9 protein-coding genes are annotated in these 12786 nt (G+C 62.9%); 6 read left to right on the plus strand and 3 right to left on the minus strand.

What is annotated here, in order from left to right; genetic code table 11:
- Nucleotides 1-210: 210 nt before the first annotated feature.
- Nucleotides 211-1230 carry a histone deacetylase family protein gene (locus tag GQY20_RS31655; protein ID WP_157221170.1) on the minus strand — a complete coding sequence of 340 codons (1020 nt, stop codon included), beginning with the start codon at nt 1228-1230 and terminating at the stop codon, nt 211-213.
- Nucleotides 1231-1606: 376 nt separating this feature from the next.
- Between GQY20_RS31655 and GQY20_RS31660 the strand changes: the two genes are divergently transcribed.
- On the plus strand, nt 1607-3694 hold the full coding sequence (locus GQY20_RS31660) for a S9 family peptidase (RefSeq protein ID WP_157221171.1): 2088 nt from the start codon (nt 1607-1609) through the stop codon (nt 3692-3694).
- A gap of 102 nt (nt 3695-3796) precedes the next feature.
- On the plus strand, nt 3797-4249 hold the full coding sequence (locus GQY20_RS31665) for an Lrp/AsnC family transcriptional regulator (RefSeq protein WP_198351342.1): 453 nt from the start codon (nt 3797-3799) through the stop codon (nt 4247-4249).
- A 96-nt stretch (nt 4250-4345) separates the two neighbouring features.
- On the opposite strand, the gene GQY20_RS31670 is transcribed toward GQY20_RS31665, so the two are convergent.
- A complete protein-coding gene (locus GQY20_RS31670; RefSeq protein WP_157221173.1) occupies nt 4346-6544 on the minus strand; it encodes a TonB-dependent receptor in 2199 nt (732 codons plus the stop codon).
- A 626-nt stretch (nt 6545-7170) separates the two neighbouring features.
- On the opposite strand from GQY20_RS31670, the gene GQY20_RS31675 reads away from it, so the two are divergent.
- The 4 genes from GQY20_RS31675 to GQY20_RS31690 all read left to right on the plus strand — a co-directional run bounded on the left by GQY20_RS31675 (nt 7171) and on the right by GQY20_RS31690 (nt 12031).
- On the plus strand, nt 7171-7563 hold the full coding sequence (locus tag GQY20_RS31675; protein ID WP_198351343.1) for a DUF1801 domain-containing protein: 393 nt from the start codon (nt 7171-7173) through the stop codon (nt 7561-7563).
- A 159-nt stretch (nt 7564-7722) separates the two neighbouring features.
- A complete protein-coding gene (locus GQY20_RS31680; RefSeq protein ID WP_157221175.1) occupies nt 7723-8421 on the plus strand; it encodes a response regulator transcription factor in 699 nt (232 codons plus the stop codon).
- Entirely contained in the window at nt 8418-9734 is a 1317-nt protein-coding gene (locus GQY20_RS31685) for a FecR domain-containing protein (RefSeq protein WP_157221176.1), read from the plus strand. The genes GQY20_RS31680 and GQY20_RS31685 overlap by 4 nt, the downstream gene beginning before the upstream one ends.
- On the plus strand, nt 9734-12031 hold the full coding sequence (locus GQY20_RS31690; RefSeq protein ID WP_157221177.1) for a CHASE2 domain-containing protein: 2298 nt from the start codon (nt 9734-9736) through the stop codon (nt 12029-12031). Before GQY20_RS31685 ends, GQY20_RS31690 begins: the two co-directional genes overlap by 1 nt.
- A 55-nt stretch (nt 12032-12086) precedes the next feature.
- Here GQY20_RS31690 and GQY20_RS31695 read toward each other — a convergent pair whose 3' ends face one another.
- Nucleotides 12087-12617, minus strand: a complete 531-nt coding sequence (locus GQY20_RS31695; protein ID WP_157221178.1) for a hypothetical protein — start codon at nt 12615-12617, stop codon at nt 12087-12089.
- Between the last annotated feature and the right edge of the window lie 169 nt (nt 12618-12786).

Below are 12786 nucleotides of genomic sequence, written 5' to 3' on the forward strand. Positions count from 1 at the left end.
ACCTATCCGAAGATCACCGATGACCACCCGCGAAGCTGACCGGCCGCTACAGCGCCTGCGATGAGCGCGCGACCGGTTAGCTTCGCTACCGTCGAGCTACACCATCACCGGGGACACGACCAGCAACCTCGGGAAAAAAGACGTCCTCGGCAGGGACTGCAAACCTTCTGGCTCCTCTTTCCCGCCGCGTTTACGCAGCTTGACCGCCTATCAGGCGTCAGGGCGCATGGCATCGAAGTGCTGCAGGAAACGAAGCAGACGCTGGCCTAGCGCCTTTGACGGATAGCCACCCTCTTGGATCAACACCGTCGGCATTGCCGCATTCGCGATAATCTCCGCCGCGCGTACGAAGCCGCGCTCGGAGACGGTGAAAGCACCGATCGGATCCTCCGCAGCCGCGTCGAAGCCGAGCGACACTACCAGCGCATCCGGAGCGAAAGCCAGAATACGTTCGATCCCGATGGCCAGGGCGGAACAATAGGCATCGTCACCGGAGCCGAGCGGAAGCGGCAGATTTTGGGTAAATCCCTCCCCCGCTCCCACACCGATTTCGTCAGCATAGCCGGTGAAATAAGGAAAATAGCTGGCGGTCTCGGCATGAACGGAAACGAACAGGATGTCGTTGCGATCATAGAAGATTGCCTGGGTTCCATTGCCATGGTGGACGTCGATGTCCAGGATCGCGACGCGCGGCATACTGGCCCGCAGACGCTCGGCGGCAATCGCGGCGTTATTGAGATAACAGAAGCCTCCGGCGTGCGCTGCCGACGCGTGGTGACCGGGCGGGCGGCAGAGCGCATAAGCGACGCTGTGGATGAATATGTCGTCGGCGGCGCTGATCGCCGCCTGGGCGGCGCCGTAGACCGCGTCCCATGTGCCCGCGCGCAAAGGGGTCGACGTGTCAGTCATGTGATAACCGAGCTGCCCTGCCAATCCCTCCGGCCGACGGTGAGGTGTCCAAGGCGCAAACTGGGTGGGAACGACTTCCTCGACCTTATCTGGCGCACGCGCGAAGCCGGTGCGTAGCAATTCCAGGTAGTTTGGGTCGTGAACGGCAGCGATGGGCGCCAGCCCATGATCCACCGCCTCGCGAACCTCGCCGGCGTTCGCCGCAGCCGCAAGCAGAATATGATAGCGCTCGACCGACTCGGGATGCTCGACAATCCGGCCGTAGCGGAAAAATCCCTGCGGATCGTGGCGGGGCGCGGCCGGCGAATGGCGGATGATCATGCGGGTGCGCTCATCCCTATCCGATTAGACTAGCCAGCATCCCTTTGTCCAAAAGCCGAATCAGTATATAACTGGTTGGATATAAAAGATTTGTTCCATCACGAGCAGAGATTGTCCGCCATTGCGGCATCATTTCCGCCGAACGTTCGGACAGATGCCGGATAACGGTCGATTGTTCGTGCCGCTTCACGCGCACCGGGCCAGAGCAGGGTCTTTGGGCTGAAAGTACCGACAGAATAGCCCCGCAAAACGTGCGGCTATCGGCGGCGTTGGAGGATGATTGTGCGGCTGGATGCCGGCAATTGCGCCAGTCTTCCGCATATTTTCCGCTTAAGCTCTGACCAAGAACCAGGCAGGTGACGACCAGGGGGATGTGGTGAGAAACGGGACGATGCTGGCGCTTCTCGCCGTGAACGCAGTGATCTGTCCAATTCAGGCGCAAGAGGCCGAACCGCCGGCGGTGGCGGCGAGTGCGGGCGGCCCGATCATGCCGGCCGACATCATGTCGCTAACCTATGCGCATGATGCGCAAATTTCGCCGGATGGAAAACACATCCTCTATGTCACTTATCCGACCATTTCCACGCAACGTCCGACCCGCTCGACGATCTGGATCGTCGATACGGATGGAAAGTCGCCGCCGCGCCGCTTCACGGTCAGTACCGGCCTGGATGACCGGCCGCGTTGGTCGCCGGACGGCCGCTCCGTCGCTTTTCTCTCCAATCGTCCCAATCCGATCACGGCGGGTGTCACGGGCTTCGCCTTTCGTCCAGCGTCGGAAAGCCCCAAGCCGGGAGGGCTGGCCATACCGCCCGCTCCTGCGGACGAAGAAACGCCGGCACAGCCCTCCCGCCAGCTCTGGCTGATGCCCGTCGATGGCGGTGAGGCGTTTCCGCTCACCGCCATGCCGAACGACATCAGCGATTTCGACTGGGCGCCGGACGGTCATGCGATTGCCTTTCTGGCAGCGGACGCGGAAAGCGTCACCGCCAAGGCCGACAGCGCGGCCAAGCGCGATCAGAAACAGATCGACGAGCCCAGGGGGCTTGCACGACTGTGGATCCTTAATCTCGACGCTCACGTCGTGCGGCGCATCATGGTCGAGGGACGAACGATCAATGGCCTTCGATACAGCCCGGACGGCAGCAAGCTTGCATTGCGCGTCGCGCCGACGACGGGTCTCAACGATTATTTCTATCATAGCGATATCATGCTGCTCGACGTGTCCTCCGGCGCGCCCGGCAAGCTCCTGTTCCACGGGGCCAGCGGCGATGCCGACTGGTCGCCTGACGGCAAGCGTATCGCGTTCACCGCCTTGCGCGAGCAAACGATCGGCGTGCGCGGCTGGGTCGTCGACGTGGCGGCGGGCGCCGCGCACAAGCTCGGTGAGGACTATGCCGGCACGATCGATGCACTCAAATGGGCATCGGATGGCCGGTCTCTCATTGCGAAATCGCTGGTGGGAACGAAGTTCCGCCTGAGCCGGATCGACCCTGATAATGGTCGCTTCACGACCTTGCTATCCTTCGACGGCGAAATCGTCGACTTCAGCCAGGCGGGGAACGGCGTGATCGCACTGGCCGGAAATACACCGACGAGGCCTGCGGACATCTGGACGCTGGGTCGGGCCGGCGGCACCGCGCGTGTGCTCACCGATACAAATCCGCAGGTCAAGACGTGGCGTCTCGCCAAGGTCGAGGAGATAAGCTGGACGAGCAGCAAGGATGGCCGCAGGATCTTCGGCACGTTGGTGACGCCGCCTGGCTATGTGGCGGGCACGCCAACCAAGACGGTGCTCGAAGGGCATGGTGGCCCTGAAGGCTATTGGTGGTCCGGCTGGCTGGGCAGTTGGGCGGACTGGGGCCAGTTGCTCGCCACCCATGGCTATGTGGTGCTCCTTCCCAATCCGCGCGGATCGGACGGGCAGGGCGATGATTTCGCGCGCGCCGTGAAGGGCGATTGGGGTGGCGGAGACTTTCAAGATGATCTTGACGGCCTCGATATGTTGATTGCGAGGAAATATACGGACCCGGCGCGGATCGGGATCGGCGGCTGGAGCTATGGCGGCTTCATGTCGGCGTGGGCGGTGACCCACAGCGATCGCTTTCGTACCGCGGTCGTTGGCGCAGCGCCCACGGACATTGCGCTGATGGGCCTTGCCACGGACACGCCGGATTTCATCCAGGGCTATTATGGTGATGTGCCGCAAAATCTTGCCGCGATGGACGCGGCTTCCTCGATTCGTTTCATCGACCGGGTGAAGGTGCCGGTGCTGGTGCTGCATGGCGAAGAGGATCGCCGAGTACCGGCGCAACTCGGGCTCGGTTTCTACCGGGGGCTGAGACTGCTCGGGAAGCCGGCCGAGATGGTGGTTTATCCACGCGAGCCGCATTGGATCTATGAGCCGGCACACCAGCTTGATATCCAAACGCGGGTGCTGGACTGGTATGACTCCCACCTTTGATGGTGGAAAGGCGTGCAACCTGTTGCGCAGCATGACACTCTCGGCAGGACATTCTGACCGAGGAGAATCATGAAGGCTCGCGGGGATCTCAAGCTGGACAGGTTGGATCTGAAGATCCTGGCCGAACTCCAGGCGGATAGCACCATCACCTATCGCGCCCTGTCGGAACGGGTTGCCCTCTCGTCGAGCGCATGCGTGTCGCGGGTAAAGCAGCTCGAGGAAGCCGGCGTCATCACCGGCTATCATGCCGCGATCGCGGTGGGGCGGGTGAAGCCGACGCTGGTGATGATGGCGGAAATCGCGATGGCCTCCCATCAGGTCGAGGATCTCGATCGGTTCGACCTATTGCTGAGCCGGACGCCAGAAGTGGTGGAGGCTCTGCGCGTCAACGGCCCATTCGACTATCTGGTCCGGATCATGGTCGCAACGGTCGAGGAATGGCATGAATTCGCCAAACGCCTGCTCCTCCCTGAATATAGGGTGCAGAAAATGATCACCCATGTGGTGATGCAGGAGGTTAAACCTTTTCGAGGTTATCCCTTGTCATTGAAATGATGCAGAGCCCGGCGTGTCAGCCATTGAGCGAAGGTGAGAATTGGAAGAGCGGTTCGGTCTGCGGTCGAGCAGGGACTGCGACCGCAGAGATCTCTTCTACATCGACCAGTCGAACTGGAGGCCGAAGGTCCTCGGCCGGATGATATATTCGGTAAGGCCGATACCATAATTGCCGTAACCGAAGGTCACCGCATCCTTGTTGCCGATATTCTCGACGAAAGCGGTCAGCGAATAGGCGTCCTTGCGAATACCGAGACGGGCATCGAAGACATTATAGGGTTTGAACACATAGGGTTGATTTATATAGCCCGGCGAACTCGACACATAGCGGTGCAGCAGGGTCAGTGTCGGATTGAGCGGCCCGGCGAACTCGTACGTCATAGTATTGCTGATCCGCCATTTGGCGGAGGAGGGGAGGCGCTGGCCCTTGACGAGGCCGGCCGTCGGCACGGATTCGCCGATCTTCGCGTCGAGATAGGTGATGTTCGAGCTGAGCGTCAACGCCTGGGTCGGGCGCACCGAGATACTCGTCTCGGCGCCGTAGATATGCGCTCCGCCGGCATTCGCGCCATAGGTGACATTGTCCGGACGGATCAGGCGAAGCTGGAGATTCTTCCAGTCGACATAATAGCCGGTGAGATCGATCTGCACCTTCTTGTCGAACAGATCGAGTTTCGTGCCGGCCTCATAATTCCAGAGGGAATCCGATGTCGTGCCCGCAGGCGTATTGAAACCGGCCAGAGGGTAGATGGTGTTCGGCGAACCGAAGCGGAAGCCCTTCGATGCCAGCACGTAGAGCAACAGGCCCTCATTGCGATATGTCAGCGATATCTTCGGCGCGAAGCCATGGTCCTTCACCTTATACTGCTGCCCGAGCAAGCCGCCTACGCCATAGAATATGCCGTAATAGTCGGTCAGCGTCTTCGAGTTGGTCTTGAAGAGGCGGCCCCCGGCGGTGAGGGTGAAGTGGTCGGCGAAATGAAGATTGGCTTCGCCGAAAATCGCGGATTCGTTGCCCGATGTCTTCGATGCCCCGCTATAGTAAGCGTCCTGCCCGGCATAGGGGAAGAACAGGCTTGAGTCATAGGGAGGCAGACCCTGGTCGACCTGGCCCTGCTGGATCAGCGCCTCGGCGTTCGGTCCGTATATATAGTCGGTATAGGTTTTGCTGATATGCTCGTGCATCGCGCCGAGCAGCCAGTCGAAATGGTCGCCCTTGGGAGAGGCGAGGCGGATTTCATAATCCTGCGTCTTGGATCCGAGTATCGCCTTGTAGGTCTGCGGAAGGCCGCCCGCGAGCGATCCGTAGAAAGGTGTATAATCGTCGAACTGGTGATCGGTCTTGCGGACATAGGCGGCGCTCGCCGTCAGCGTGGCGAAGCCGAGATCCTGATCCAGCCGCAGATTGTGGAGCTGGGTCGTGAAGCGGAAGGGCACGGGGATAGCGGTATCGCGGATATATTTGCCGAGATCAGCGAAACGGAAGTTCACGTCGTCCGTCTTGTTGGTCTGATACAGACCCATATAAGTGATCTTGGTGCCCTCGAACGGCGTGAACACCAGTGAACCACGCCAACCCTGGACAAGCAGGTCGTTGGAGCCTCTCTTGCCGATCCCTATATTATCGAGATAGCCGGCCATCGCGCGTCGCGTATAAACGAGACGGGCGGCGAGCTTGTTCGCGACGATCGGTACGTTGATCATCACCTTGCCGGCATAGTTCAGCTGGCCGCTTGCATTATGGGTGCTGCCGATCATGCCTTGAGCCGAGGCATGGAAGCCGGAAGGATCGGCGGTGTTGGCGATATAGTTGATCGCGCCGCCCAGCGATGCCGATCCGAACAGCGTGCCGGCCGGGCCGCGCAGCACTTCGACACGGTTTACGTCGAACGTATCGATATCCGGGATGCTCGTCGCATAGCCCGGCTCGGTCAGTGGAATATCGTTGATGAAATAGCCGGTCGTACCTTGTCCCTGGTCGAGACCTGCCGTCGTACCGATGCCGCGGATCACCGCCGTCGATACGCCGGATGGGCCGTTGCTGAAGGCTACACCGGGAAGGCGGACGAGATAATCGGCATAATCCTGAGCGCCCAGCGCCTGAAGCTGTTGACCGCTCAGGGCTGAGATAGATCCGGCGATATTCCTGATATGCTCGGATCGCCGTGTTGCCGTGACGACAATGTCGGTATTCGTCGCCTGATTGAACCCTGCCGGGGGCGTCTCCTGCGCGTGGGCGGATGTCATCAGGAATGACAGGACGGTTGTTCCTGCGAGAAAAGCAAACTTCGCCATATTCTACCCCTCTTTTCGACCTATATTTCCTTCCCTGCGATTCGCGAGCATCGGTCCCGTTCGTCAGGCCGTCGCGAGGGGCTCTTCCACATCCATTATTCTGTACCGGTATGGCGGCCTCTTCCCTCCAGCCTAGGTCGAAGGTGGCTGGAGTTCAAAGCGCGCCATCCGAACATGTTCAATCGGCGAATTTCATAAGAATCTGATTCATAATGACTATTTTTCACGTGAGGGCAAAAAGACGCCGAGTTGAGGTTCATATTCCGCACAATGTGCGTGCAGTGCGCGCAAATCCCGCCAGACGTTCGCCATCGGCTTCGTTCGCAGGCCTCTTGAATGCTTCCCAAGCGTGCCTTCGTTCCAGCGGTCGTTAGGAATCGGAGGGCAGGGAAGGGCCAGGCGCCAAATCAAAAGCGAACAAAGCCGCGCGGCAGCTGACACATGTTCTCTGGCGCGAGGAGTGTGCAGCGCGATATCGCCCCGTACCCCTCCTAAATAGGGGCGGGCCGAGATTCGGACGACATGGCTCGACTTCCGGGACGGCAGTAGCGCTTCTGCCTCTCGTCTGGCAGAGCGCGACGGCTATGCGAAGAAGCGGCAGGAGCGGAACGGATGGGAGGCGCGGCATGAGCGGGATCGAACGGGAAAGGTCGCCTTCCGAACGGATCGACGAGCGCATCGACGAGCTGGGCGACTGGCGGGGGGCGCTGCTCGCCCGATTGCGCGCGGTGATCCGTCAGACGGACCCGGCGGTCGTCGAGGAATGGAAGTGGCGCGGCGTGCCGGTATGGTCGCATGACGGCATTCTGTGCACCGGCGAAACCTACAAGGCCGTGGTGAAGATGACTTTCGCCAAGGGCGCGGCGCTCGACGATCCGTCCGGACTGTTCAACTCCAGCCTCGACGGCAATGTGCGCCGCGCCATCGACTTTCGCGAGGGTGAGCCGGTCGACGAGGCGGCGCTGGCCGATCTCATCCGTGCGGCGGTTGCTCTCAACACCTCCCGCAAGCGTCGGTGACGGATATGTCGTAAGCGGAATCGACCGGGAAAGCTGTAAAGGAATGTAAACCGGCGGCGGAGGCTTTTCCCAAAAGCGCAAAGCCGTGCTACCCGGTTCGACCGTCGGGAGCTGCGTCCGCGGCTGTGGTGCGTAAGGCAGAGGCTAGAGATCCGTTCGATGAGAATTGCCATTCTCGACGATGAGCCGACGCTCGCAAGCCATGTGGAGAAGATCATCACCGCGGCAGGCCATGTCTGCCAGGTCTTCCACAGCGGCCGCCGCCTCGTGAACGTCCTGCATCACGAAACCTTCGACCTGTTGTTATTGGACTGGAACGTTCCGGACCTTTCGGGAATTGCGGTGTTGAGATGGATGCGCGAGCATCTGGAAGGCCATCCGCCCGTACTGCTATTGACCAGCCGCACGTCCGAGGAGGACATCGTCGAAGGCCTGCGCATGGGCGCTGACGATTATGTGCTGAAGCCCGTCCAGGCCGCGGTGCTGCTCGCGCGGATCGAGGCGGTGCTGCGCCGTGCCTATCCGAGCCCACGGGTCGGCAGCATCGAGCGTTTCGACGATTATCTCTTCGATACGGGCGAGGAGAGCATCGAATGGGCGGGGCGGCGGATCGCCATGACCTCGAAGGAATTTCTCCTCGCTCTCCTGCTGTTTCGCAACCAGCATCGGGCGCTGTCGCGCGCCTATATTTTCGAGGCCCTGTGGGGCCGCAATCCGGACCTGCCGACGCGCACGCTGGACGCGCATATCTCCAAGGTGCGTTCGAAGCTCAATCTGCGCCCCGACAACGGCTATAAGCTGGTGCCGGTCTATGCCTATGGCTATCGTCTGGAAAAATTGCTGCGGGCGGCCCCATGACGCGCATCCTCCTTGCCTCGCTGTTGCTCGCTTCCGCCGCGCCGGCGATCGCACGCGATACGGCTCGGCCACAGATGGTCGATTATGTCGTTCGCAAGGGCGATACGCTGTACACGTTGGCAGATCGCTATCTGCAGAGACAGTCGGACCATATGATGGTCGGCCGGATCAACCGGATCGCCGATCCTTATCGCCTGCCGACTGGCAAGGTGCTGCATATCCCTCGGGCGTTGCTGCGCGAAGAAGCTGTGTCGGCACGGATCGAAGCCTTTAGCGGGCCGGTACGGATCGAGGCGGGGGGACGCAGCGGTGCGCCGCTGGTCGGCATGCTCGCCACCGAGACCAGCCGCATAGTGACCGGGGCGAACGCATTCGTGACGCTGCGGCTCGCGGACGGATCGACGGTTTCGATCCCTTCGCAGAGCCGGGTGACGATTGGGCGGATGCGCAAGGTGATCCTCACTGGATCGATCGAGCGGCGGTTCGAGGTCGAGGCCGGTCGGGTCCGCACGGCCGTGACGCCGATGAAGTCCGACGACAGCAGCTTCCATGTGGTGACGCCGGTGGCGGTAGCCGCGGTGCGCGGCACGGAGTTTCAGATCGGTTATGACAGCGATCGACAGGCGGAAACGGCCGAAGTGTTGCAAGGCAAGGTGGCGGTGGGCACCGCGGCCACCGGATCGAGCGTGCTCGTGCCGGCCGGCTTCGGCACCGTGACGACGCCTGCCGGAGCAGCTACGCCCGTCAAGCTGCTGCCGGCGCCCGCGCTGGACAATCCCGGGCGCGTCCAGAACGATCGAGAGCTCAGCTTTGCCATCAAGCTCGCTGCCGACGCCACCGGCTATCATGTCGAGGTGGCACATGACGGCGATCTGCTCGACAGGATCGCCGAAGTCCGGTCGCCGACGCCGGCGGCGACGCTGCCGTCGATCCCGGCCGGCACCTATTTCGTCCGCATATCCGCGATCGATGCCAACGGGCTCGAAGGCCTGCCCGCCATCTACGGATTCGAACGGCGGCTCAACCGCGTCGAGGGATCGATGGAGACATCGCGCAGCCGGCATATGCGACGCTACCAGTTTCGTTGGTACAGCGAGGGCGATGGCGCCAAGCAATATCGCTTCCAGCTTTCGACCCAGCCTGACGGCAGCGCGCCGATCATCGACGAGGCCGGCCTCGCGGCGACGCAGATTGCCGTGACCAACCTCCCGGGCGGCGACTATTATTGGCGAGTCATGTCGGTGCAGTTCGCCGACGGTAAGGCCTATGGCGCCTGGATGCCGCTGCATCATTTTCACATTGCAACGCGCTGATGCCCCAGCGCGCAGGCAGTGGCCGGCTGCGCGCCGAATGGTGGTTCGTCGCCCTCCTGTCGTCCGCGCTGCTGCTCGTCCTGATCGCGGACCGCACCGCGGCGCGGCTTGACAATCTCGTCTACGACAGCCTGCTGCGGCTGCTCCAGCATGAGCCGATCCCGGACATATTGATCGTCGCCATCGACAATCGCAGCCTGCGTGAGGCCGGCCCCTGGCCCTGGCCGCGCGATCGGCATGCTCGGCTGATCGAAACGCTCGCCGCGGCACGGCCGAAGGCGATCGGCTACGACGTGCTGTTCGTCGAGCCCGGCCCGTCGGCAGCCGACGATCGGTTGGGGCAGGCGATGGCGGCGTCCGGATCGGTTTTTGTTCCGCTGCTGCTCAACGTGCCGGGTCGCAACGGCGCTGCGTTCGATGCCATCGAACCGATCGATCCAGTCCGCCGCGCCGCCGCGGGCATCGGTCACGCCAATCTCAGCTTCGATCGCGACGGGCTGGTACGGCGCATCTTCCTGGCGGAAGGGGATGGCCGGCGCCAATGGCTGCAGCTGGCCGAATTGGTCCGTCGGAGGACGGGCCGCGGCACCGGCGTTCCGTTGCAAGAGGAGCCGCAGGCGCAGGGCCTGCTCGTCGCACGATATCCGGCGATGTTCGCCTATGCGGGGCCGCCCGGCCAATTTCCGACGGTTTCCGCGTCCGCCGTGCTGCGCGGCGAAGTCCCCCCCGAGTTGCTGCGCGGGCGGCTGATCCTGGTCGGCGCAACTGCCGACGGGCTCGGCGATCAATATCCGGTGCCGTTGGGCAATCGCGACATGGGCGTGATGCCCGGGGTCGAGATCCATGCCAATCTGCTCGATGCGATGATCACCGACCGGCTGATCCGGCCGGTGCCGCCGCTGCTGCTCGCCGTCGTCTCGCTGGTGCCGCTCTGGGTGCTGCTCGCCGCGTTCCGGCGGCTGCGACCGCGCGCGAACATCATCTTGCTGCTCGCTTTGCTGGGGATGATGGCCGGAGTCTCCGCGATCGGCCTGGCAGCGGGTTTCTGGTTCCCCCCATCCGCGGCGATCATCGCGCTCGCGCTGGTCTATCCTTTATGGGGATGGCGGCGGCTGGAGGCCGTCAGCAGCTACATGACGGCCGAGCTGGAGCAGTTTCGCGCCGAGCCGGATCTGTTGCCCCGCCGGCCGGACGAGGTTGCGGCCACCGATCTGGTCGCGCGCCAGGCGATGCTGCTGCACCAGTCGATCGGCCGGATGCGCGACGTGCGCCGCTTCGCGCTGGATCGGCTGCGCCAGCTTCCCGATGCGACGCTGGTGAGCGATCGTGACGGGCATGTGCTGCTGGCCAATGAGGAAGCGGTTCGCCTGCAGGATCTGCTCGTCGTGCCGCAAGAGGAACGGAGCAGCCTTTCCGGCCTGCTGGCGCGGTTGCATTATGGCGACGGAGCGGGGACGGATCAGGCGCCGGTGCTACCAGCCGAGGGGCTGGCCGGGGAAACGTCCGGTGGCGAGGTGGTGTCCGCAGACGGCCGCGCCTTCGATCTGCGCTTCGCCCCCCAGCATGCCGAAGACGGTACGCTGACCGGCTGGATCGTCCGCATCGTCGACATCAGCGAGGCCAAGGCGCTGCAGCGCCAGCGCGAGCATATCCTTCAGCTGCTGACCCACGACATGCGCTCCCCGCAGGCATCGATCCTGGCGATCATCGACGATGCGGCGGGTGGCATCGATGCGGCGGGGGCACGCCGGATCGAAGGTTATGCGCGGCGCACCCTCGCGCTGGCCGACGACTTCGTCCAGCTCGCCCGTGCCGAGGCGCTCGATTACGAGATGGAGGAGCTTGCGCTCGGCGACGTGGTGATCGATGCGGCCGACGATCTCTGGCCGCAATCCTCGGTGCGCGGCATCGCGGTCGAGGTGGCGGCACCCGATGAGCCCCTGCTGGTGATGGGCGAGCGCTCCCTCCTGACGCGCGTCTTCGTCAACCTCATCGGCAATGCGATCAAATATAGCGGCGATGGCAAGCGCATTCAGTGTCGCCTGATGCACGTCGGTGGCCTCGTCGTCTGCACGATCCGGGACGACGGGATCGGTATCGCGCCGGATCATCTCGATCATCTGTTCGAGCGTTTCCGCCGGGCGCCGTCGGGGGAGGGTCAGCGGATCGAGGGGGTCGGGCTGGGGCTGGCGTTCGTGCATACCGTCGTCACGCGGCATCAGGGCATGATCCGTTGCGAAAGCGTGGTCGGCCGGGGAAGCTGCTTCACGATCGAGCTGCCGGCGCTCGCGTCGTGACGCTGTCTTGAAATTGCGGACCGTCCGGCACGACGCCGCCTCCCGCGCGGCGACTTCAGGAATGCTGGGCTGGCAGCCGGGATCCGTCGATGATGGCGCAGGCCTCCTCCGCAAGCACGGGCAACGGCTGGCGCGCGGTGGTTCGGCGATAGGGCTGAACCACCTGCAGGCGATAGACCTCGCGGCCGCTGGCGATTTCCGAAAGGGTGACGACCAGGGATTGCCGCCGGGATCGCCGGACGAGATTCGCTGGTGCGGACGCCGTGGCATCGGCGCCAGAGAGGACGCTCGTTCCCGACGGTGTATTCGAAACGGCGAGCTGGACCAGAAAGGCGGGCTTGTCCGCAGTGGCCAGGCCCTTTCGTTTCAGGCAGTCGGCGATGCGCGCCCGCAGCGCGTCATCCTCGCCTGCAGCGAACGATCCAAAGCCGAAGGTGGGCGTCACGTCCGTGGGCAGCTGCCCGCTGCCCGCAGTTTCGAAACGGGGCGCATGCGCGCAGCCGCTCAGCACGAAGAGAACAGCCAACGCGGTTCGGTGAAACAATCCTCGTTTTCCCATCCGCACCTTTGCCGCCTGCTTGCCCATGTGCCCGCGACGTGCGGGTTCATCAGGCTGCCCGCCTGATTCCCTCTGCCCTAGAGCGGGTTGCGAACGGACGGAATCGAGGGGATTCCGTGAGGGTTGGAAATATGATTCAAGCTGCTGGCTGGGCAGGAGGCCGGCAGAGGATGACGCGAGCCTATTCACAGGATTT

Origin of the sequence: Flavisphingomonas formosensis (assembly GCF_009755815.1) — a bacterium.
Classification (GTDB): Bacteria; Pseudomonadota; Alphaproteobacteria; order Sphingomonadales; family Sphingomonadaceae; genus Flavisphingomonas; species Flavisphingomonas formosensis.

Excerpts from the sequence above, each read along its gene's own strand:
- GQY20_RS31670 (WP_157221173.1), bottom strand. The coding sequence starts at position 6,544 with ATGGCGAAGTTTGCTTTTCTCGCAGGAACAACCGTCCTGTCATTCCTG.
- GQY20_RS31690 (WP_157221177.1), top strand. The coding sequence starts at position 9,734 with ATGCCCCAGCGCGCAGGCAGTGGCCGGCTGCGCGCCGAATGGTGGTTC.
- GQY20_RS31655 (WP_157221170.1), bottom strand. The coding sequence starts at position 1,230 with ATGATCATCCGCCATTCGCCGGCCGCGCCCCGCCACGATCCGCAGGGA.
- GQY20_RS31675 (WP_198351343.1), top strand. The coding sequence starts at position 7,171 with ATGAGCGGGATCGAACGGGAAAGGTCGCCTTCCGAACGGATCGACGAG.
- GQY20_RS31685 (WP_157221176.1), top strand. The coding sequence starts at position 8,418 with ATGACGCGCATCCTCCTTGCCTCGCTGTTGCTCGCTTCCGCCGCGCCG.
- GQY20_RS31695 (WP_157221178.1), bottom strand. The coding sequence starts at position 12,617 with ATGGGCAAGCAGGCGGCAAAGGTGCGGATGGGAAAACGAGGATTGTTT.
- GQY20_RS31680 (WP_157221175.1), top strand. The coding sequence starts at position 7,723 with ATGAGAATTGCCATTCTCGACGATGAGCCGACGCTCGCAAGCCATGTG.